Source organism: Sphingomonas faeni, assembly GCF_040407565.1.
Taxonomy (GTDB): Bacteria; Pseudomonadota; Alphaproteobacteria; order Sphingomonadales; family Sphingomonadaceae; genus Sphingomonas; species Sphingomonas faeni_F.
Map to the genome: position 1 here is coordinate 859,217 of NZ_JAPZPR010000001.1, position 19,303 is coordinate 878,519.

Sequence of the window (19,303 nt, forward strand, 5' to 3'; positions counted from 1 at the left end):
AACCCGACTCGCCCGGAGAGGATCATGACCGACTTCACCACCGTCGCCGACGGCCTGCGTTTCCCCGAGGGCCCGGTGGCGATGCCCGACGGCAGCATCATCCTCGTCGAGATCGAGGCGGGCCGCATCACGCGCATCGCTCCTGACGGAACGAAAACGACCGTCGCCGAACCCGGCGGTGGCCCCAACGGCCTCGCGATCGGCCCCGACGGCAAGCTGTATTGCTGCAACAACGGCGGCTTCGCGTGGCGCGAGGCGAACGGCTTCCTGACCCCGCACGGTCAGCCGGACGACTATTCCGGCGGCCGCCTCGAGCGGATCGACCTCGCCACCGGCGCGGTCGAGATCCTCTACAAGGATGGCGATTTCGGCTGCTCGCTGCGCGGACCCAACGACATCGTCTTCGATTCGCACGGCGGCTTCTGGTTCACCGATCACGGCAAGTCGCGCGACCGGGAACGCGACATCACCGGCATCTTCTACGCGAAAGCCGACGGGACCCAGCTCGAAGAAGTCATCTTCCCGAGCGAAAATCCCAACGGCATCGGCCTCTCGCCCGACGGCACGCGGCTCTACGCGGCGGAGACGTTCACCTGCCGCCTGATGGCGTTCGACGTCGTCGCTCCCGGCAAGGTCGCCAGCACCTCGGGCACGCCTCTCTATCGCCCGGCCGGCTACAAGTTCTTCGATTCGCTCGGGATCGAGGCATGCGGCAACATCTGCGTCGCGACGATCGGCGAATGTGGGATCAGCGTGATCTCGCCGGCGGGGGAGTTGGTCGAGTTCGTCGCGACCGACGACGTCTTCACGACCAACATCTGCTGGGGCGGCGCGGACGGCATGGACGCGTACATCACCTGCTCGGGCAGCGGACGGCTGGTGAAGACGCGGTGGAAGCGGCCGGGGTTGAAGCTAGCGTATTGAAGCCACTGTATCCTCTCCCGCCAGGGGGAGGTGGCTGGCACTTGCCAGACGGAGGGGGAGGAAAGGGAAACCGACGTTCCGCGTACCTCCCCCTCCGTCACCTTCGGCGACACCTCCCCCTTGCGGGGGAGGATTGGTGGCTTCTGCGTCGGTGTCGTTCGGCGCACGTTGCCGACCGACCGCAGGCGCCTTATGCGAGACCAAAGACGATTAGGAGGATGCATGGCGAACAAGCGCTACACCGATGCGGCAACGGCACTCGAAGGCGTGCTGTTCGACGGCATGACGATCTGTGCGGGCGGGTTCGGGCTGTGCGGCATTCCCGAGCGGCTGATCGACGCGATTCAGGCGTCTGGCGTGAAGGACCTGACGATCGCCAGCAACAATGCCGGGATCGACGGGCAGGGCCTCGGCAAACTGCTCCGCTCGCGCCAAGTGAAGAAGATGATCTCGTCCTATGTCGGCGAGAACAAGGAATTCGAGCGGCAATATCTCAGCGGCGAACTCGAGGTCGAGTTCTGCCCGCAGGGCACGCTCGCCGAACGCTGCCGGGCAGGGGGGGCGGGCATTCCCGGCTTCTACACCAAGACCGGCGTCGGCACGCAGGTCGCCGAGGGCAAGGAAACCAAGGTCTTCGACGGCCAGGAATACATCCTCGAACGCGGCATCCGCGCCGACCTCGCGATCATCAAGGGCTGGAAGGCGGACGAAAGCGGCAACCTCATCTTCCGCAAGACCGCGCGCAACTTCAACCAGCCGATGGCGACTGCGGGCAAGATCTGCGTCGCCGAGGTCGAGGAGATCGTCCCCGTCGGCAGCCTCGATCCCGACACGATCCACCTGCCGGGCATTTACGTGAAGCGGATGATCGTCGGTGCGCCCTACGACAAGCAGATCGAGTTCCGCACCGTCCGCGAGCGGGTTTCCGCGTGAAGCTAGAGCTGACCATGTACCACAAACGCTCCCCGTTCTCCTGCGAACGCAGGAGCCCAGGGTCACAGGCGCTGCGCATGGTATCCTGGACCCCTGCGTTCGCAGGGGCACTGGCGCTCCAAGGCTGCGTGAGCGTGTCCGCGCCGACCGCGATCGCAGCCACGCCGACTGTCTCCGCGCCCGTCACCGTCGACGGCGTCCCTGCCGGCATGCAGTATCTCTACGCCTCGGGCGAAGCCGCGGCCGTCAGCATCCAGGCCTGGAACGCGCTCGTCGGCTATGTCCGCGCGCAACGCACGCCGACATCCGTCGTCCTCGCGCAAGGCGCCTCGCTCGCCGCGCCCACCTGGACCACCTGCGGCACCAAGCCGAAAGCCGCGGTGTTCGACGTCGACGAGACCGTCCTCCTCAACCTCGGCTTCGAATACGACGCGTCCTCCGGCCAACCCTGGTCCGACCCCCGCTGGCAGGACTGGGAGCGCACCGGCATCAAGCAGGTCGCCCCCGTCCCCGGCGCGCTTGCCGCGCTCACCCGACTCCGCGCGATGGGCGTCACGGTGATCTTCAACACCAACCGCTCCGCCGCCAACGCAGCACAGACTGAGGCCACGATCGAAGCCGCAGGCCTCGGTCCAGCCCGCCACGGCGAGGCGCTGTTCCTCGCCGGCGACGATGCGATGGGCTCGAAGAAGGACGGCCGCCGCGCGACGATCGCGGCGCGGTACTGCGTCGTCGCGATGGGTGGCGATCAGCTCGGCGACTTCAGCGACCTGTTCAACGCCGGCCAGACCCCTGCCGCGCGTCGCGCCGTCGTCCAGTCGCCCGCGATCGCGGCGAAATGGGGAGCGGGGTGGTTCGTCCTGCCCAACCCCGTCTACGGCACCGCGCTCAAAGGCAATCGCGACGAGGTATTCCCGCCAGCAGTCCGCTGGGCCCCGACAGGAGGCGTACGCTGATGGCCGATCACCCCGCCAATCACCCAAACGCGATCGCGCTCGACAAGGGCGCGCAATTGACGAGCGAATCGGTCGAGGTCGCGCGCATCTGGATCACCAACCGCGCGGGTAGCAACGTGCTGATCGACGCGGGCATCCTCGAGGATCCGACCGTGTTCGGCTACCTCCTCGCCGACACGATCCGCCACGCCGCGCGCGCCTATGCGGGCACCTGGGGCCTCGACGAGGACGCCGCGTTGCAGGCGATCGTCGACGGCGTCGGCACCGAGCTCCGCGAACAATTCACGACCATCACCACCATCCAGGAAGGAATGCACTGATGCCCTGGGACCGTAACCAGATGGCCGCCCGCGCGGCGCAGGAACTGAAAGACGGCTATTACGTCAATCTCGGCATCGGCATTCCGACGCTGGTCGCGAACAACATCCCCGAGGGCATGACCGTCACGCTCCAGTCGGAGAACGGCATGCTCGGGATCGGCCCGTTCCCGTACGCGGGCGAGGAGGATGCCGACCTGATCAACGCCGGCAAGCAGACGATCAGCGAACTCCCTTCGTCGGTGTATTTCAGCTCGTCGGACAGCTTCGCGATGATCCGCGGCGGCCATATCGATCTGACGGTGCTGGGCGCGATGGAGGTCAGCGAAGGCGGCGACATCGCCAACTGGATGATCCCGGGCAAGATGATCAAGGGCATGGGCGGCGCGATGGACCTCGTCGCGGGCGTCAAGCAGATCATCGTCGTGATGGACCACACCGCCAAGGACGGAAGCCCCAAGTTCATCCCGTCCTGCACGCTGCCGCTGACCGGCAAGAACGTGGTGGACATGATCGTCACGGATCTCGCCGTGTTCCAGCGTCCCGATCACGACAGCCCGTTCAAGCTGGTCGAGATGGCGCCGGGCGTCACCGCGGACGAGATCGCCGCGAAGACCACCGCGCGCTACACCGCCTGATGGGTTACACCCTCGTCACCGCGAACCGCAATTATTCGAGTTGGTCGCTGCGCCCCTGGGTCCTGATGAAGGCGCTCGGCATCGACTTCGAGGACCGGATCGAGCCGTTCCTGGAGCCCGTCAATTACGAAGCGTTCCGCGCCTTCTCGCCGACCGGGCAGGTGCCGGTGCTGATCGACGGCGAGCGGACGGTATGGGATTCGCTCGGCATCGTCCTCTACCTCGCCGAGCGTCACGACGGCGTCTGGCCGATCGACGCCGAGGCACGCGCGTGGGCGATCTGCGCGACGGCGGAGATGCACGGCGGGTTCTCCGCGCTCCGTAACGAGCGGACGATGAACGTCGGCGTCCGTGTCGATGCTGCCCCCGGTAGCGACGCGCTCGACCGCGATGTCACGCGCATCACCGAGCTTTGGAGTGAAGGTCTCGACCGGTTCGGCGGTCCGTGGCTCGCAGGCGCAGAGTTCACTGCCGTTGACGCCTTCTATGCGCCGGTTGCGTTCCGCGTGCGGACCTACGGGATCGACGTCGGCCCGTCAGGTCTGGCCTGGGTCGAGCGGATCATCGCGCACCCGGCGATGCGCGAATGGGAAGCGACCGCGCTCGCCGAGACATGGCGCGAGGAGAGTCACGAGGCCGACCTCCTCACCTGCGGGTCGATCACCGCGGACTTTCGCCGCTGATGCGCCGCGCCGCGATCGTCATAGCGCTCGTCGTGATCCTGATCGCAGGCACGGCGTTCACCGCAGGGCCGGGTACACTGAGCGTCTTCGACGGCGTGATGGGCGGCGGTCGCGGCACCGCCCGCATCCGCGAAGGCGTCCCGTTCGGCACGCACGGCCAGAAGCTCGACGTCTGGCGCCCGTCCGGCGGTGCCAAGACCGGCCTGCCGGTGCTGATCTTTTGGTACGGCGGCGGCTGGGTCCACGGCTCGCGCGGCGCCTACGCGTTCGCCGCGCGCGCCTATGCGAAGGCAGGCTACGTCGTCGTCATGCCCGATTACCGCAAAGTGCCCGACGTGCGCTTCCCCGCCTTCCTCCAGGACGGTGCCGAAGCGGTGAAATGGACCCGCGACCACATCGCAGAAGCTGGCGGCGACCCGAACCGGATCGCCGTCGCCGGCCATTCCGCCGGCGCCTACACCGTCGCGATGCTGACGCTCGACGAGCGCTGGCTGAAGGCGGAAGGCGTCGACCCGCACATCATCAAGGCCGCGGTCGGCCTGTGCGGCCCGTATGATTTCTACCCCTTCACCGCCAAGCGCGCGATCGACGCAATGCAGGGCGCCGCCGACCCGGTGATGACCCAGCCGATCCACTTCGCGCGCGCCGACGCCCCGCCGATGCTGCTGATCACCGCCGGCGACGACACGCAGGTCAAGCCGCACAATGCGATCAATCTCACCGCGCGGCTGAAGGCGCTTGGCGCGCCGGTGACGCACATCGATTACCCCGGTCTGAGCCACGAGAACGTCGCGATGGCACTCTCGAAGCCGTTCCGCGGGAAAGCGCCGGTGCTCTCCGACAGCGTCGCGTTCCTCAACGCGGCGATGCCTCCCCTCCCGTCATCCTGACGAAAGTCGGGACCCAGGATACAAAGCACCGCCCTCCGTAACCCTGGATCCTGACTTTCGTCAGGATGACGGTCTTCGTCCCGATACGCGGCACGCCGAAGCATTCCTACGACCGAAAATTACTTACAACCTTGGCGTCGCATTCCTTTTCGGTTACCGCGCGCTCCATCATGGCCACTCCGCAAACGCTGTACGAAAAGATCTGGGCGGCGCACGTCGTCGAACGCCGCGACGACGGCACCTGCCTGATCTATATCGACCGTCACCTCGTCCACGAAGTCACCAGCCCGCAGGCCTTCGAAGGCCTTCGCGTGGCAGGCCGCAAAGTCCGCCGCCCCGACCTGACGCTCGCCGTCCCCGATCACAACCTGCCGACCACCGCGCGGAAAGACGCCGCTGGCCGCGTCCTGCCGATCGCCGACCCCGAAAGCGCGCAGCAGCTCGACGCGCTCCGCCGCAACACCTCCGAGTTCGGCATCGACTATATCGACGCGACCGCGATCGAGCAGGGCATCGTCCACGTCGTCGGCCCCGAGCAGGGCTTCACGCTCCCCGGTACCACGCTCGTCTGTGGCGACAGCCACACCTCCGCGCACGGCGCACTCGGCGCTTTGGCGTTCGGGATCGGCACCAGCGAGGTCGAGCACGTCCTCGCCACGCAGACCTTGCTGTTGTCGCAGGCCAAGACGATGGAAGTCCGCGTCGACGGTGAACTCGGCTTCGGCGTCAGCCCCAAGGACGTCATCCTCGCGATCATCGGCAAGATCGGGGCTGCGGGCGGCACCGGCCATGTCATCGAGTTCACCGGCAGCGTGATCCGCAACATGTCGATCGAGGGTCGCCTGACGATCGCCAACATGTCGATCGAGGCGGGCGCGCGCGCCGGCCTGATCGCGCCCGACGACACGACGTTCGCGTATCTCAAGGGCCGCCCGATGGCCCCGACGGGCGACAACTGGGACCGCGCGGTGACGTGGTGGCGTAGTCTCGCAACCGATCCCGGCGCGCGTTACGACAAGTCCGTTACGCTCGATGCTGCCGATATCGCCCCCGGTCTCACCTGGGGCACCAGCCCCGAGGACGTCGTGCCGATCACCGGATTTGTCCCCGAACCGTCGAGCTTTGCCGATCCCGCCAAGCAGGCCGACGCACAGAAGTCGCTCGATTACATGGGCCTCACCGCCGGCACCGCGATGCGCGACGTCACGATCCAGCACGTCTTCATCGGCAGCTGCACCAACAGCCGCATCGAAGACCTCCGCGCTGCCGCGGCGATCGCCGACGGTCGCCATGTCGCGACCGGCGTCCGCGCGCTCGTCGTCCCCGGTTCCGGCCTCGTGAAGCGGCAGGCCGAAGCCGAAGGGCTCGATCGTATCTTCATCACCGCAGGCTTCGAATGGCGCGAGCCGGGCTGTTCGATGTGCCTCGCGATGAACCCGGACAAAGTCCCTGCGGGGGAGCGTTGCGCTTCCACGTCGAACCGTAATTTCGTCGGCAGACAGGGTCCCGGAGCGCGCACGCATCTGGTATCACCCGCGATGGCGGCAGCGGCGGCGGTGACCGGTAAGCTGAGCGACGTCAGAGAGTTGATGGGGCGTGATATGATAGGGGTGAGAGCATGAAGAAGGTTTTCGTACTGCTGGCGGCTGGCGCGATGATCAGCGGCGTCGCGGCCTATGTCGCATCGGCGCGTGTGGTTCCGGAGCGCACGGAACAGCGATGACCCCCGTCACGACCGTCTCGGGCCGCGCCTATCCGTGGGGCGCGAAGAACATCGACACCGACGTCATCATCCCGGCGCACTGGCTGAAGACGATCACGCGCACTGGCCTCGGCCGTGGCGCGTTCGAGACGGTGCGTGCCCAACCCGGCAATATCTTCGACGACCCGCGCTATGCCGGGTCGCCGATCCTCATTGCCGGCGATAATTTCGGCTGCGGCTCCAGCCGCGAGCATGCCGCGTGGGCGCTCGCCGACATGGGCATCACCGCGGTCATCGCGCCGAGCTTCTCGGACATCTTCTCGGGCAACGCGTTCAAGAACGGCATCGTCCCCGTCGTGCTGCCGCAGGAGGCGATCGACCGGCTTATCGAAGTCGCCAAGGACCAGATTGTCACCGTCGATCTCGAGACGATGACCGTCACCACCCCGTTCCAGGATCGCTTCACCTTCGAACTCGACGCATTCCGTCGCCAGTGTCTTATGGAAGGGCTGGACGAAGTCGGTCTGACGCTGGCAAGGGATACCCAGATTTCGAAATTCGAGGAGGCGGTCGCATCGAATCGCCCCTGGACGACGGTGGAGAGCGGGTATGCGAGCATTGGTGTCGAAGGCAGTCGGCGGACCTGAAACTCTGGAAATGGTCGAGCTGCCCGATCTGGTAGCCGGCCCCGGACAGGTCGTCGTCGCGGTCAAGGCCTGCGCGATCAATTTCCCCGACGTCCTGATCATCGAGGACAAATACCAGTTCAAGCCGCAACGCCCGTTCGCCCCGGGCGGCGAGATCGCCGGCACGATCGCCTCGATCGGCGAAGGCGTCACTGGCTGGGCAGTCGGCGACCGCGTGATCGCGATGCTCGGTCACGGCGGGCTGTGCGAGAAGGTGATCGCCGACCCCGCCAAGCTCTACCGCCTCCCCGAAGGTCGCAGCTTTGCCGAGGGCGCGTCGCTGATCCTCACCTACGGCACGACGATCCACGCGCTGCTCGACCGCGGCCATATCGAGGCCGGACAGACCTTGCTCGTCCTCGGCGCGGCCGGCGGGGTAGGGCTCGCCGCAATCGAACTCGGCAAGGCGTTCGGCGCAAAGGTCGTCGCGGCGGTCTCCTCCGAGGAGAAGGCCGCCGCCGCCAAATCCGCGGGTGCCGACGAAACGCTGATCTACGCCCGCGCCCCGTTCGACAAGGACCAGTCGAAAGCGCTCGCAGAGCAGTTCAAGGCCGCAGTCGGTCGTGACGGCGCGCACGTGATCTACGATCCGGTCGGCGGCGACTATGCCGAGCCCGCGCTCCGATCGATCGCTTGGGAGGGCAAGTATCTCGTCGTCGGCTTCCCCGCCGGTATCCCGCGCCTGCCGCTGAACCTCACGCTGCTCAAGAGCTGCGACGTCTGCGGCGTGTTCTGGGGCGCGTTCGCGGCACGCGATCCGAAAGCGAACCAGGCGCACATCGAAACGCTGTTCGACCTGTGGGAAGCCGGAAAGATCGCACCGCGCGTGACGGAAGTGTTCGCGTTCGAGGACGGCGGCAAGGCAATCGCCAAGATGGCGGCACGCGGCGCCATCGGCAAACTCGTTGTCGAGGTCGGCTCACGCTCAGCCGACCCCGGGGTCTTATCTCAGAAGAATTCGTAAACGGCGGCGGCGATTGCCGCCCACATCACCATCGACGCCAGCACCCCTGTCGCCAGCCCATGAACGACGCGCGGGGCCGATCGTGTCGGAATGGTGGGTGCGGATGCCGATATGCTGGTCATGATCACTCTCCTGTCCGTGCGGTTTGTCACGTGACTGACTTATATATCGTTACAAATATCGTCGGGCGCTAGTAGTAATATACCGTCTTTCGCAGATTATTGCGCCGCGCCGGTCCACGACCTATCTCTCAGGCTACGAAGAGGCTGAACGGGGACGTGCGCAATGACCATTTTCGAGGACCGCGGACGCGCCAGCGAGGCGAATTTCGCGCGTGAAGAGGAGATGGCGTTCCGCATCACCGCGCGCCGCAATCGGCTGCTCGGCGGATGGGCTGCGCACGAGATGAAGCTTACGCCCGAAGAAACCGACGCTTATGCCACCGCGCTGGTCCATGCCGATATGGAGGGTGGCGGCGACGACGACGTCGTACGCAAGCTGGTGGGCGATCTGACCGCAGCCGGGCTCGATCACGACGAGGCGACCGTCCGCCGTGCGCTGGCGCAGCACATGATCGAGGCCCGTCGCCAGTTGCTGGAGGCGCAGTAACATGCCGATGGCTGCCGACGACATCGCGACCATGATCCGCGACGCAATTCCCGATGCCCAGGTCGAGATCACCGATCTCGCCGGCGACGGCGATCATTATGCCGCCAAGGTGACGGCCGCGAGTTTTGCAGGCCTCAGCCGCGTCAAGCAGCACCAGGCGGTCTACGCCGCGCTTGGCGGCCGCATGGGCGGCGTCCTGCACGCGCTACAACTTACCACCGCAATTTCCTGAGGACCGATACATGACCGACGATTCCAACGCCCGCATCGACGCCCTGGTCAAAGCCAGCCCCGTCGTCCTGTTCATGAAGGGCAGCCCGCTGTTCCCGCAATGCGGCTTCTCGAGCCGCGCGATCGCGATCCTGAACCACCTCGAGGTCGAGTTCGAGAGTGTCGACGTGTTGCAGGACCAGGGCATCCGGCAGGGCATCAAGGCGTATTCCGACTGGCCGACCATCCCGCAGCTCTATGTCGACGGCGAATTCGTCGGCGGCTCGGACATTATGATGGAGATGTACGAGAGCGGTGAACTGGCGCAGCTTCTCGAAAAGCAGGCCGCGAACTGAGCCAACTCTAAACTGTTGGCACCGGGTGAGGGTGGATCGACGCGAGACCGGAACGAAGCGGTCGATCCACCCTGCATGAGCGCGCAAGGCGCTCGGTGACAATTCTATATCTGCACCGCGCGTGCCAATAGCCAGCAGTCGCAGATTCCTGCAGTGTTCGATGATTAACGGCCATTCGTGCGATCCTGCACTTGTAAAGAACGGCGACGTTCGGCGGAAAATTCGAGGGTCTTGTCATCGCTGGTCCGAGCCGCCATCTCGCCTCCATGGCCGAGCATCCGACCGGTATCCCGATCCAGCTCGAGCCGCTCGTGACGCGTGTGCTCGCGCCCAATCCGTCGCCCTACACGTATACGGGCACACAAACGCACATCGTCGGCATGCGCGACCTTGCCGTGATCGATCCGGGGCCGGCCGATCCGGGGCATATCGATGCGTTGATCCGGGCGATCGACGGACGTCCCGTGACCGCGATCGTCGTCACGCATCACCACCGCGATCACAGCCCGGCGACGCGACCGCTTCAGGCGATCACCGGCGCGCCGATCGTCGGTGCCGCATCGTTCGACCGCGCCGATGCCGGTACCCGCGCCGACGCATCGTTCGATGTCGCTTATGTGCCCGACCGCGTGATGGCCGAACGCGACACGGTCACCGGCGACGGGTGGACACTCGAAGCGATCGCGACACCTGGCCACACCTCGAACCATCTCGCTTTCGCGCTGCCCCAGACCAGGGCGTTGTTCTCGGGCGATCACGTCATGGGGTGGTCGACGACGATCGTCTCGCCGCCTGACGGCGACATGGCAGCCTACATGGCGAGTCTCGAAAAGTTGATGGGGCGCGACGATCGCGTCTATTATCCCGGCCACGGCGAGGCGATCGAGACGCCGCAACGCCTCGTTCGTGGGATGCTCGGCCACCGCAAGCAACGCGAGGGCCAGATCCTCCGCCTGCTCCGAGACGGCGCACAGCCGATCCCGGCGATGATCGGGCGGATGTATGTCGGCCTCGACGCGCGACTGGTGCCGGCGGCGGCGCGGTCGGTGCTGGCGCATCTGTATGACCTGCAAGCCCGCGGGCTGGTGATCGAGGAAGGCGAAACATGGCGGACGACCGCGTAACCCCCCCCGTCCGCAACGGCGGCGTCGGCCCGTTCCTGGCAAAGGCCATCGGCGTCGTCGTCATTCTCGTGCTTGCCGGGCTGCTCGCGCTGTGGGGCGTGCAACGCTATGTCTCCGACCGGCTCACCCCCGATCCGACGACGATCGCCAGCGCCAGCCTGGAAGGCCTGCGCGAGCAGAATCGCCTGTCCGCATTCGCCGCGCGCTATGTCGCGGTCGTCACCTCGAAACAGTCGCAGCTCGGCTTCACCACCGAGAAGACGCTGATAATGCCGGGCATGGTGCGGTATGAAGTCGACATGGCTAAGCTGACGCAGGCCGACGTCGCCTGGGATGCCAATGCCAAGACGCTGTCCGTCCGGCTTCCCGCGGTCGAGGCGGACGGGCCTCAAGTCGATCTGACCGCGGTCCGTGAATATGGCTCGGGCGGCGTGCTGACCACTTTTACCGATGCGGAGAAGCGCCTCGATGCCGCCAACCGCCGTGCGGGCCAGATTGAACTGATCCGCCAGGCGCGCGAACCGGCGATGATCAAGCTCGCGCGTGATGCCACGCGCAGGGCCGTGGAACGCAGTTTCGCGATGCCGCTGCGGGCTGCCGGGATCGACGCGACCGTCGCGGTGCGATTCGCGGATGAGCCGGTCGCGAACGGGGAGCGCTGGGATACCTCGCGCTCGCTGCAGGACGTGCTAGGGAATGCTCGCTAAACTCGGGATACGACCATGGAATTGAACCAGAACTTCGCCGGCATCGACATTCGTGCCGAGATCGAGCGGCTCCGCAAGGAGAAGAACGCCGTCATCCTCGCCCATTATTACCAGAAGCCCGAGCTTCAGGATCTCGCCGATTTCGTCGGCGACAGCCTCGATCTGTCGCGCAAGGCGGCCGCGACCGACGCCGACGTGATCGCGTTCTGCGGCGTGCGGTTCATGGCCGAGACCGCCAAGATTCTCTCGCCCGATAAGATCGTCGTGCTGCCCGACATGGATGCCGGGTGCAGCCTGGAGGACAGCTGCCCGCCCGAGCAGTTCGCGGCGTTCCGCGCCAAGCATCCCGATCACATCGCGCTGACCTACATCAACTGCTCGACCGAGGTGAAGGCGCTCTCGGACATCATCGTGACCTCGTCGTCGGCGGACACGATCCTCGCGCAGATCCCGCCCGAGCAGAAGATCATCTTCGGGCCCGACCGCAATCTCGGCGGCTATCTCGCCCGGAAAACCGGTCGCGACATGCTGCTCTGGCCGGGCGTGTGCATCGTCCACGAGGCGTTCAGCGAAACAGAGCTGATGAAGCTCAAGGCGCAGCACCCCGGCGCGCCCGTCGTCGCGCATCCCGAATGCCCCCCGATCATCCTCGACCACGCCGATTATGTCGGCTCGACACGCGGCATCCTCGATTACGCGCTGGCGATGCCGGGCGACACGCTGATCGTCGCGACCGAGCCGCACATCATCCACCAGATGGAAAAGGCGTTGCCGAACAAGCGTTTCATCGGCGCACCCGGCGCTGACGGCAACTGCAATTGCAACATCTGCCCGTACATGGCGCTCAACACGCTTGAAAAGCTCTACGTCGCGCTACGCGATCTGAGCCCGCGGATCGAGATCGAGGAGGGGCTGCGGCTGCAGGCCAAGAAAAGTCTCGATGCGATGCTGCGGATGGCATCAGCAACGGTTGGGCACGGCGATGTGGGACCGTCCAGATAACCCGCTGGTGGCGCAACCGCCTCTAGGTTCAGGTCTGAGGCGTATCTGGATCGAGCAGCGCCAGTGCCTGATCGATATGGATGGCGGCAATCGGCAACTGGAGCGTATCGGCGAGTTCGAGCGCTTCACCCAGTAATTGGCTGAGGCGGGCGGTTTCGGCCATCATCTGGATATGCATTGGAATTCCTCGGGTATCGAACCTGCAACACTCGATTGCGGATATGGTTCCGTCGGGTTGAAAATAATAATTGCAAACCGACAATCGGCGGGCGGCGTTGTCAGATTGCAGTCAGATCGGTTGGTTATGCATCCGCATGACCGTGATATTACGCTATATTCTCGGAGACGACAGGTGAACCCAACATCCCCCCCGACCAGCCTCGTCGGTTTCGACATCGCCGCGTTCGTCGCCACGACGTTGGCGGAGGATTTGGGCACGATCGGTGACATCACGTCGGCCGCAGTGATTCCGGCTGATGCGCGGTTCGCGGGGGTGATGGACAGCAGGGATCCGATCGTCGTTGCCGGGCTCGATCTCGCCGACGCGTTCTTTCGCACGCTCGATCCCGATGTTCGAATAGAGCGGCTCGTGCAGGACGGGCAGGCGGTCACGGCTGGCACCGAACTCCTTCGGCTCGAGGGGCGTGCCGGTGCATTGCTGACCGCCGAGCGATCCGCCCTCAACACGGTGCAGCATTTGTCCGGGATCGCGACGATGACGCGGGCCTATGTCGATGCGATCAGCGGGACGGGAGCGATCCTTCTCGATACGCGCAAGACGATTCCGGGTCTGCGCGTGCTGGAGAAATACGCCACGCGCATGGGCGGCGCCCAGAACCACCGAATGGGGCTGTGGGATGCGGCGATGATCAAGGACAATCACGTCGCGGTGGCGGGCGGGGTTGCCGAGGCGGTTCGCCGCGCGAAAGATGCGGGGATCGCCAGCATCATCGTCGAAGTCGATCGTATCGATCAGATCGAGCCCGCGCTCGGCGCAGGTGCTACCCATCTGCTGCTCGACAACATGGCACCTGCGATGTTGCGGGACGCGGTAACGCTGGTCGATAACCGGGTGCCGACCGAAGCCTCAGGGGGCGTCGCGCTCGGCACGATCCGAGCGATAGCGGAAACGGGTGTCACCTATGTCTCGGTAGGCCGCCTGACGCAGTCCGCGCCGGCAGCGGACATCGGCCTGGATTTCGCATCGGTCTGAGATCGACGTGCCGGGAGCGAGTCTGGCGTTTGAAAAGAACATGGCGTGCGGTAGCGTGAGGCTCCCGCATGACCCCGACAAGGACGCAGCATGATCGCGAGACTGACCCTGGCCGCCGCGGCGCTGGCCTTACCGACCATAGTGCAGGCGCAAGCCTATCAATGCTCGACGCCCGCGACGGTCGAGCGCGTCCGCCCGGACCTGCCGTCCGATAGCCAGCCGAAGCGCGATGTCCCGATCGGCAGCTACACGCTCGCGATCACCTGGGCTCCGCAATATTGCAAGGACAATGGCGATCGCGCGTCGTCGTCGTTCCAGTGCGGTGCCGGCAACCGGTTCGGCTTTACGCTGCACGGGCTGTGGCCGGACGGCGTCGACAAGGACTGGCCGCAATATTGTCGCCCGGCGGATTTCGTGCCGCCACCGGTGATCCGCGCGCACCTTTGCACCACGCCCTCGGCGCAACTGCTGCAGCATGAATGGGCCAAGCATGGCACGTGCATGCCCGGCTATCGTCCGGCGCGGTATTTCAACCAGTCGGCGGGGCTGTACGCCAGGCTGCGCTATCCAGACATGGATGCATTGTCGCGCACGTCGCTGACGGCAGGGCGGTTTGCCGCGGCGATGGCGGCGGCAAATCCCGGGCTGAAAGCGGACATGATGCGGGTGACCGCAACGAAGCAAGGCTGGCTGGACGAGGTGTGGATCTGCCTCGACCGCCGCTTCCGCTACCGCCGCTGCCCGGTGCACCAGGGCGGACTAGCGCCGAGCGCACCGCTGCAAATCTGGCGCGGGCGAGGATGAATCCCGTCCTGCCAATCCTCCCCCGCCAGGGGGAGGTGACGCCAGAGGCGACGGAGGGGGAGGGCACGGAACGGCAGTTATCGCTTGCCTCCCCCCCGTCTGGCAAGGGCCAGCCAAATCCCTCGGGGGATCAGAAGCGGACGGCGCTATCCCTCCAGGGTAGTCGTCGACGGATAATGCTTGTCGAGATGTCGCCGGATCATCCGCAGGTTGCGCGTGTTCGACCGGAAGAAGAAGTCGGGCACCGCGCCGACGAACGGGATCATGCCCAGCGCCCAGTCGATGCCCACATTGCCGAACATCCGCGCCATCTGGATCTTCGACATGCCGATGTTGCGCGCCTCCCACGCCATCCATCCGCCGATCGCCGCCGCGATCGTGCTGCCGGCAAACGGAATAAGGTCGAGGATCACGTCCATGCCGACCTTGCGGTTGGTGCCCGGGATCGTGAACAGCCCCTCCATCACCCGCTCCATCGCCTCGACGCGGCGGCGGACGGAAAGTGCGTCGCGTCCCATCGGTAGCGAATCAAAGTTAAGGCCGGGGGCGAGGCGGGTAGGGCGCTGGGTCATCACTATCAGTTGGTATCGGTGCGCAACCTGTTCAACGGGTGCCATGCACGGGTGTTGGGCTGCCACTGTCGAAGCCGCGCCGCAACCAGCGACCAGCGCAGCGGGCGCGCCAGCGGAATGAACGCCACATCCTCGTTCATCGCCGCATCGGCCGCCGCGATGCGCACGCCACGTTCGGCCAGCGTCGGCGCCTCGCGCGCCGCGTCGAGCGCATTCTGCGCGGCCTCTCCGCATACGACGCACGCGGTCGCCAGATACCAGCGCGCGCTGTCATAGGGCGCTACCGCGTCGACGAGCTTCAGATCCGCGGCATCCTCCATGCCGACCCGCGTGGGCGTAATGCCGATGGCGATCAGCGAGGCCGCCACCTGCGCGTAGAGCAAGGTCGCGCCCGGCCCGTCCGGAAGCCCGATCCGCACGGCGATCGGTCCCTCCGTCCACGCCGTCACCCTTTGCCGCGCCGCCGAACGTCGCTCGTCCTGCGTGAGTAGCGACCAGGCGGGTACCTGCGGCAGCGCGGCGGAATCGAGGATATCGGGCAGGATGCGGTCGGCGGGATCCCAGGCCGTTGCGATCGCGGTGGTCAGCGCCGTCCGGTCGATCGCGCTGGATACCGCGGCACGATTGGCGGCGTCGGCGAGGAACCCCTCGCGCCGGACGATCGCGAGCCCGAACAGGCCGACGGCGGGATCGACTCTGATATTGGCAGGGGCCATGTCGGTCGTCGCCAGCAGCGGCCAATCGACGAAGCTGCCCCCGCTCACAAGGTCCGAGTCACGGTTGGCGAATCGGGCGATCGCACGCGCGGCGCGCTCGCCGATCAGCCGGACGTCTTCTTCGGGCCTGGCTTCGCGCTGGTCGTCGGGATCCGCCTGGCCCGGGTCGAAGGCCGGCCGCAGCAAGGGCGCACGACCGCGACGCGCGACACGGAACGGGCCAGTCCCGCCGGTCGGCCGTAGCCGTAGCAACGCGAGTTCGGGTTGCGCGAACAGTTTCAGCAGGTCGGGGCGGGGGCGGGACAGCCGCACCTCGATCACCTGCGGGGTCATCACGACGATTTCGTCGATCGCGGTCAGGAACGGTGCGAGCGGATTGTGCGACACGCGATTGGCGCTGCCGATCTGGCGTTCGAGCATCGCCACTACCTGTTCGGCGGTGACCGGTGTGCCATCGCCCCAATCGCCCTCGCGCAGGCGGAAGATATAGCTCATCCCGCCGTCGATCACGATCCAGCGCTCGGCGAGTCCGGGTTCGATCTGCCCCGCCGCATCGAACCGAACCAGCCCCTGCGCGGTGGCATCCATCATCAGGCGGGTCGGTGTGTCCAGCGCGACCCTACTGGCGTCGGCCAATCGTGGCGCGGCGCCGATTGCGCTGACGATCACTGCCCCGGTATCGGGACGGCGATCGCAACCCGCGAGGACAAGGCAACCAGCGAGCAAGGCGCCAAAAATGGTGCGGACGGCGGGACTCGAACCCGCACTCCTAGGGAGGGAGATTTTAAGTCTCCTGCGTCTACCGGTTTCGCCACGTCCGCACACAGCGCCAACAAGACGAGGTCGCCCGCCGGGTCAACCCATGCCGCGCAGAATTGCGCGGATCGATCACACGTTGAGACGTGCGCGCATTTCCTTGCCAGGCTTGAAATACGGCACGCGCTTGGCTTCCACCTCGACGACTTCGCCGGTCCGGGGGTTACGGCCCGTGCGGGCGTCGCGTGCGCGCGTCGAGAACGCGCCAAACCCGCGCAGTTCGACCCGGCCATCGGCGGCTAGTCGCTTCGATATCTCGTCAAAGAAGGTGCTGACGATCAGCTCCACTTCGTTAGGCTGCAGGTCCGGGTGCGCCTCGGCAATCTTCAAGACCAATTCAGATCGGATCATTCGAGCCCCCGCCCATCGGCAAATGCATAACATTGATATAGGTCAACATGCGATGCATTAGCACCAATTGCGCAACAGTCAAAAACCAAAAGCGTTCTTACAAGAAAAAGCCCGGCATGTTCGAGACATGCCGGGCCAATTTATCGATAAGCTGTTGAGCTTACTTCTTATCGGCTTCCGTGCGAGCCTTGAGAGCCTCGCCCAGGATGTTGCCGAGGGTCGCGCCGGAGTCCGACGAACCGTACTGAGCGACAGCCTGCTTCTCTTCCGAGATCTGCATAGCCTTGATCGAGAAGGTCGGCTTCTTCGAACGATCGAAGCCGGTGACCATCGCGTCGAACTTCTGGCCGACCTGGAAACGCTCCGGACGCTGCTCGTCGCGATCGCGACCCAGATCCGTGCGCTTGATGAAGCCAGTCGCGCCATCGTCGCCCTGCTGCACTTCGAGGCCCGCATCGCGGACTTCGAGAACGGTCACGGTAACGATCGCGTTCTTGTTCAGCTTGTCGCCTGCTGCTGCGATGCCGCCGGCCGACGGCCCGCCGCGCTCGAGCTGCTTCATGCCGAGCGAGATACGCTCCTTCTCGGCGTCGATGTCGAGCACGACGGCCTCGACGGTCTCACCCTTGCGATGCAGGTTGAGCGCGTCCTCGCCCGAAACACCCCATGCGATGTCGGACATGTGGACCATGCCGTCGACGTCGTTGTCGAGACCGATGAACAGACCGAACTCGGTCGCGTTCTTGACTTCGCCTTCGACGGTCGAACCGATCGGATGAGCGGCAGCGAATGCCTCCCAAGGATTGGCCTGAGCCTGCTTGAGGCCGAGCGAGATGCGACGCTTCTCGGAATCGACTTCGAGGACCATGACGTCGACTTCCTGCGAGGTCGACACGATCTTGCCCGGATGGACGTTCTTCTTGGTCCAGGACATTTCCGACACATGGACGAGGCCTTCGATGCCCGCTTCCAGCTCGACGAACGCACCATATTCGGTGATGTTCGTGACGCGGCCGGTGAGCTTCGCGCCGACCGGGTACTTGACCATCGCGCCATCCCAGGGATCGCTCTCCAGCTGCTTCATGCCGAGGCTGATCCGCTGGGTGTCCTTGTTGATGCGGATGATCTGCACCTTGACGGTGTCGCCGATGTTCAGGACTTCGCTCGGGTGACCGACGCGCTTGTAGCTGAGATCGGTGACGTGCAGCAGGCCATCGATGCCGCCGAGATCAACGAACGCACCGTAATCGGTGATGTTCTTGACGACGCCGTCGATGATCTGGCCCTCGGCCAGGCTGAGGATCAGGCCCGAACGCTGCTCTGCGCGCGTCTCTTCGAGAACGGCACGACGCGACACGACGATGTTGCCGCGCTTGCGGTCCATCTTCAGGATCTGGAACGGCTGGGGGATATCCATCAGCGGGGTGACATCGCGCACGGGGCGGATATCGACCTGCGAACCGGGAAGGAACGCGACGGCGCCGTTCAGGTCGACGGTGAAGCCACCCTTCACGCGACCGAAGATCACGCCTTCGACGCGGGTCGTCTTGGAGAATTCGGTTTCCAGCTTGTCCCATGCGGCTTCGCGACGGGCGCGATCGCGGCTGAGCATCGCTTCGCCGTGGACGTTCTCGACGCGGTCGACATAGACTTCGACTTCGTCGCCTACCTTGAGGTCAGCCTTCTGGCCCGGCGCTGCGAATTCGCGAAGCGGCACGCGGCCTTCCGACTTCAGACCGACGTCGATGACGGCCATGTCGTTCTCGATGCCGGTCACGGTGCCATGCACCACGCGGCCCTCGAAGCTGTCGGCGTCGCCGAGCGTTTCGTTCAGCATCGCCGCGAAATCGTCGCGGGTCGGCATTACCTGGGTTGCCATAGAATTCAGTAATCCTAGTCTGTTTCCGGCCAAGCGGTTGGGTCCGCTGGTCTTGGCCTTCGTTGCCGCGACGACCGAACGCCGGCGCAGCATCCGGACGGCACGAGGCGCGGAGGACGTAGACGCTGAATGCGAAAACGGCGCGTGAGACTCGAGGGTCTCCGCGCCTTCCTCCACGAGCATCGCTCGCCGGACGGTTCCGTATAGCCGAAACCGGGTCTCGGAGCAAGTTCGGCTCGGCTTCGTTGGGG

24 protein-coding genes and 1 tRNA gene are annotated in these 19,303 nt (G+C 65.5%); 18 read left to right on the plus strand and 7 right to left on the minus strand.

The genetic code is table 11. From position 1 onward, the window contains the following. Window positions 1–24: 24 nt before the first annotated feature. From O6Y00_RS03720 to O6Y00_RS03765, 10 genes are all read left to right on the plus strand, one after another. Entirely contained in the window at window positions 25–924 is a 900-nt protein-coding gene (locus O6Y00_RS03720; RefSeq protein ID WP_353441254.1) for an SMP-30/gluconolactonase/LRE family protein, read from the plus strand. Window positions 925–1,146: 222 nt separating this feature from the next. Then, window positions 1,147–1,857, plus strand: a complete 711-nt coding sequence (locus O6Y00_RS03725; RefSeq protein ID WP_353441255.1) for a CoA transferase subunit A — start codon at window positions 1,147–1,149, stop codon at window positions 1,855–1,857. Between the two features lie 77 nt (window positions 1,858–1,934). Further along, window positions 1,935–2,813, plus strand: a complete 879-nt coding sequence (locus tag O6Y00_RS03730) for a 5'-nucleotidase, lipoprotein e(P4) family (RefSeq protein ID WP_435368577.1) — start codon at window positions 1,935–1,937, stop codon at window positions 2,811–2,813. Continuing rightward, entirely contained in the window at window positions 2,813–3,133 is a 321-nt protein-coding gene (locus tag O6Y00_RS03735) for a DUF5076 domain-containing protein (RefSeq protein WP_353441256.1), read from the plus strand. Before O6Y00_RS03730 ends, O6Y00_RS03735 begins: the two co-directional genes overlap by 1 nt. Next, window positions 3,133–3,768 carry a 3-oxoacid CoA-transferase subunit B gene (locus O6Y00_RS03740; RefSeq protein ID WP_120299824.1) on the plus strand — a complete coding sequence of 212 codons (636 nt, stop codon included), beginning with the start codon at window positions 3,133–3,135 and terminating at the stop codon, window positions 3,766–3,768. The genes O6Y00_RS03735 and O6Y00_RS03740 overlap by 1 nt, the downstream gene beginning before the upstream one ends. Beyond that, a complete protein-coding gene (locus O6Y00_RS03745; RefSeq protein ID WP_353441257.1) occupies window positions 3,768–4,451 on the plus strand; it encodes a glutathione S-transferase family protein in 684 nt (227 codons plus the stop codon). The genes O6Y00_RS03740 and O6Y00_RS03745 overlap by 1 nt, the downstream gene beginning before the upstream one ends. Beyond that, on the plus strand, window positions 4,451–5,341 hold the full coding sequence (locus tag O6Y00_RS03750) for an alpha/beta hydrolase (RefSeq protein WP_353441258.1): 891 nt from the start codon (window positions 4,451–4,453) through the stop codon (window positions 5,339–5,341). The genes O6Y00_RS03745 and O6Y00_RS03750 overlap by 1 nt, the downstream gene beginning before the upstream one ends. A 170-nt stretch (window positions 5,342–5,511) precedes the next feature. After that, complete coding sequence (gene leuC, locus O6Y00_RS03755) at window positions 5,512–6,963, plus strand: 3-isopropylmalate dehydratase large subunit (RefSeq protein ID WP_435368578.1); 1,452 nt, start codon at window positions 5,512–5,514, stop codon at window positions 6,961–6,963. A 97-nt stretch (window positions 6,964–7,060) separates the two neighbouring features. After that, window positions 7,061–7,690, plus strand: coding sequence for a 3-isopropylmalate dehydratase small subunit (gene leuD, locus O6Y00_RS03760; RefSeq protein WP_132897718.1), 630 nt, complete (start codon window positions 7,061–7,063; stop codon window positions 7,688–7,690). Next, the gene (locus O6Y00_RS03765) at window positions 7,653–8,693 is read left to right on the plus strand and encodes an NADPH:quinone oxidoreductase family protein (RefSeq protein WP_353441259.1); all 1,041 of its coding nucleotides are present in this window, start codon (window positions 7,653–7,655) and stop codon (window positions 8,691–8,693) included. The genes leuD and O6Y00_RS03765 overlap by 38 nt, the downstream gene beginning before the upstream one ends. On the opposite strand, the gene O6Y00_RS03770 is transcribed toward O6Y00_RS03765, so the two are convergent. After that, entirely contained in the window at window positions 8,678–8,815 is a 138-nt protein-coding gene (locus tag O6Y00_RS03770) for a hypothetical protein (RefSeq protein WP_353441260.1), read from the minus strand. The genes O6Y00_RS03765 and O6Y00_RS03770 overlap by 16 nt on opposite strands. Before the next feature lie 163 nt (window positions 8,816–8,978). On the opposite strand from O6Y00_RS03770, the gene O6Y00_RS03775 reads away from it, so the two are divergent. The 6 genes from O6Y00_RS03775 (at window position 8,979) to nadA (ending at window position 12,701) form a co-directional block, all read left to right on the plus strand. Then, window positions 8,979–9,302 (plus strand): DUF1476 domain-containing protein, encoded by a 324-nt coding sequence (locus tag O6Y00_RS03775; RefSeq protein WP_353441261.1) that lies wholly within the window; start codon window positions 8,979–8,981, stop codon window positions 9,300–9,302. Window position 9,303: 1 nt separating this feature from the next. Next, a complete protein-coding gene (locus tag O6Y00_RS03780; RefSeq protein WP_353441262.1) occupies window positions 9,304–9,534 on the plus strand; it encodes a BolA/IbaG family iron-sulfur metabolism protein in 231 nt (76 codons plus the stop codon). Between the two features lie 10 nt (window positions 9,535–9,544). After that, a complete protein-coding gene (gene grxD, locus O6Y00_RS03785; protein ID WP_353441263.1) occupies window positions 9,545–9,868 on the plus strand; it encodes a Grx4 family monothiol glutaredoxin in 324 nt (107 codons plus the stop codon). A gap of 266 nt (window positions 9,869–10,134) precedes the next feature. Then, the gene (locus O6Y00_RS03790) at window positions 10,135–10,992 is read left to right on the plus strand and encodes an MBL fold metallo-hydrolase (protein WP_353441264.1); all 858 of its coding nucleotides are present in this window, start codon (window positions 10,135–10,137) and stop codon (window positions 10,990–10,992) included. Further along, complete coding sequence (locus O6Y00_RS03795) at window positions 10,974–11,699, plus strand: DUF4230 domain-containing protein (RefSeq protein ID WP_353441265.1); 726 nt, start codon at window positions 10,974–10,976, stop codon at window positions 11,697–11,699. Before O6Y00_RS03790 ends, O6Y00_RS03795 begins: the two co-directional genes overlap by 19 nt. A gap of 15 nt (window positions 11,700–11,714) precedes the next feature. Then, window positions 11,715–12,701: a quinolinate synthase NadA gene (gene nadA / locus O6Y00_RS03800; protein ID WP_353441266.1), complete on the plus strand. Its 987-nt coding sequence runs from the start codon at window positions 11,715–11,717 to the stop codon at window positions 12,699–12,701. A 28-nt stretch (window positions 12,702–12,729) separates the two neighbouring features. Here nadA and O6Y00_RS03805 read toward each other — a convergent pair whose 3' ends face one another. Then, entirely contained in the window at window positions 12,730–12,879 is a 150-nt protein-coding gene (locus tag O6Y00_RS03805; protein ID WP_353441267.1) for a hypothetical protein, read from the minus strand. A 126-nt stretch (window positions 12,880–13,005) separates the two neighbouring features. Between O6Y00_RS03805 and nadC the strand changes: the two genes are divergently transcribed. Further along, a complete protein-coding gene (nadC, locus tag O6Y00_RS03810; protein ID WP_353441268.1) occupies window positions 13,006–13,914 on the plus strand; it encodes a carboxylating nicotinate-nucleotide diphosphorylase in 909 nt (302 codons plus the stop codon). 90 nt (window positions 13,915–14,004) lie between these two features. Then, window positions 14,005–14,718 (plus strand): ribonuclease T2 family protein, encoded by a 714-nt coding sequence (locus O6Y00_RS03815; RefSeq protein ID WP_353441269.1) that lies wholly within the window; start codon window positions 14,005–14,007, stop codon window positions 14,716–14,718. Between the two features lie 146 nt (window positions 14,719–14,864). Here the strand turns inward: O6Y00_RS03815 and O6Y00_RS03820 are convergent, their stop codons facing one another. The 5 genes from O6Y00_RS03820 to rpsA form a co-directional block, all read right to left on the minus strand. After that, entirely contained in the window at window positions 14,865–15,290 is a 426-nt protein-coding gene (locus O6Y00_RS03820; protein WP_353441270.1) for a DUF4112 domain-containing protein, read from the minus strand. A 5-nt stretch (window positions 15,291–15,295) separates the two neighbouring features. Continuing rightward, window positions 15,296–16,675 carry an ABC transporter substrate-binding protein gene (locus O6Y00_RS03825; RefSeq protein WP_353441271.1) on the minus strand — a complete coding sequence of 460 codons (1,380 nt, stop codon included), beginning with the start codon at window positions 16,673–16,675 and terminating at the stop codon, window positions 15,296–15,298. 68 nt (window positions 16,676–16,743) lie between these two features. Then, window positions 16,744–16,827, minus strand: a tRNA-Leu gene (locus O6Y00_RS03830). A gap of 67 nt (window positions 16,828–16,894) precedes the next feature. Next, window positions 16,895–17,173 carry an integration host factor subunit beta gene (locus O6Y00_RS03835; RefSeq protein WP_176501355.1) on the minus strand — a complete coding sequence of 93 codons (279 nt, stop codon included), beginning with the start codon at window positions 17,171–17,173 and terminating at the stop codon, window positions 16,895–16,897. Window positions 17,174–17,333: 160 nt separating this feature from the next. Beyond that, the gene (gene rpsA, locus O6Y00_RS03840; protein WP_176501356.1) at window positions 17,334–19,052 is read right to left on the minus strand and encodes a 30S ribosomal protein S1; all 1,719 of its coding nucleotides are present in this window, start codon (window positions 19,050–19,052) and stop codon (window positions 17,334–17,336) included. Window positions 19,053–19,303: the final 251 nt, after the last annotated feature.

Excerpts from the sequence above, each read along its gene's own strand:
- O6Y00_RS03720 (WP_353441254.1), top strand. The coding sequence starts at position 25 with ATGACCGACTTCACCACCGTCGCCGACGGCCTGCGTTTCCCCGAGGGC.
- O6Y00_RS03725 (WP_353441255.1), top strand. The coding sequence starts at position 1,147 with ATGGCGAACAAGCGCTACACCGATGCGGCAACGGCACTCGAAGGCGTG.
- O6Y00_RS03730 (WP_435368577.1), top strand. The coding sequence starts at position 1,935 with ATGGTATCCTGGACCCCTGCGTTCGCAGGGGCACTGGCGCTCCAAGGC.
- O6Y00_RS03735 (WP_353441256.1), top strand. The coding sequence starts at position 2,813 with ATGGCCGATCACCCCGCCAATCACCCAAACGCGATCGCGCTCGACAAG.
- O6Y00_RS03740 (WP_120299824.1), top strand. The coding sequence starts at position 3,133 with ATGCCCTGGGACCGTAACCAGATGGCCGCCCGCGCGGCGCAGGAACTG.
- O6Y00_RS03745 (WP_353441257.1), top strand. The coding sequence starts at position 3,768 with ATGGGTTACACCCTCGTCACCGCGAACCGCAATTATTCGAGTTGGTCG.
- O6Y00_RS03750 (WP_353441258.1), top strand. The coding sequence starts at position 4,451 with ATGCGCCGCGCCGCGATCGTCATAGCGCTCGTCGTGATCCTGATCGCA.
- leuC (WP_435368578.1), top strand. The coding sequence starts at position 5,512 with ATGGCCACTCCGCAAACGCTGTACGAAAAGATCTGGGCGGCGCACGTC.
- leuD (WP_132897718.1), top strand. The coding sequence starts at position 7,061 with ATGACCCCCGTCACGACCGTCTCGGGCCGCGCCTATCCGTGGGGCGCG.
- O6Y00_RS03765 (WP_353441259.1), top strand. The coding sequence starts at position 7,653 with ATGCGAGCATTGGTGTCGAAGGCAGTCGGCGGACCTGAAACTCTGGAA.
- O6Y00_RS03770 (WP_353441260.1), bottom strand. The coding sequence starts at position 8,815 with ATGACCAGCATATCGGCATCCGCACCCACCATTCCGACACGATCGGCC.
- O6Y00_RS03775 (WP_353441261.1), top strand. The coding sequence starts at position 8,979 with ATGACCATTTTCGAGGACCGCGGACGCGCCAGCGAGGCGAATTTCGCG.
- O6Y00_RS03780 (WP_353441262.1), top strand. The coding sequence starts at position 9,304 with ATGCCGATGGCTGCCGACGACATCGCGACCATGATCCGCGACGCAATT.
- grxD (WP_353441263.1), top strand. The coding sequence starts at position 9,545 with ATGACCGACGATTCCAACGCCCGCATCGACGCCCTGGTCAAAGCCAGC.
- O6Y00_RS03790 (WP_353441264.1), top strand. The coding sequence starts at position 10,135 with ATGGCCGAGCATCCGACCGGTATCCCGATCCAGCTCGAGCCGCTCGTG.
- O6Y00_RS03795 (WP_353441265.1), top strand. The coding sequence starts at position 10,974 with ATGGCGGACGACCGCGTAACCCCCCCCGTCCGCAACGGCGGCGTCGGC.
- nadA (WP_353441266.1), top strand. The coding sequence starts at position 11,715 with ATGGAATTGAACCAGAACTTCGCCGGCATCGACATTCGTGCCGAGATC.
- O6Y00_RS03805 (WP_353441267.1), bottom strand. The coding sequence starts at position 12,879 with ATGCATATCCAGATGATGGCCGAAACCGCCCGCCTCAGCCAATTACTG.
- nadC (WP_353441268.1), top strand. The coding sequence starts at position 13,006 with ATGCATCCGCATGACCGTGATATTACGCTATATTCTCGGAGACGACAG.
- O6Y00_RS03815 (WP_353441269.1), top strand. The coding sequence starts at position 14,005 with ATGATCGCGAGACTGACCCTGGCCGCCGCGGCGCTGGCCTTACCGACC.
- O6Y00_RS03820 (WP_353441270.1), bottom strand. The coding sequence starts at position 15,290 with ATGACCCAGCGCCCTACCCGCCTCGCCCCCGGCCTTAACTTTGATTCG.
- O6Y00_RS03835 (WP_176501355.1), bottom strand. The coding sequence starts at position 17,173 with ATGATCCGATCTGAATTGGTCTTGAAGATTGCCGAGGCGCACCCGGAC.
- rpsA (WP_176501356.1), bottom strand. The coding sequence starts at position 19,052 with ATGGCAACCCAGGTAATGCCGACCCGCGACGATTTCGCGGCGATGCTG.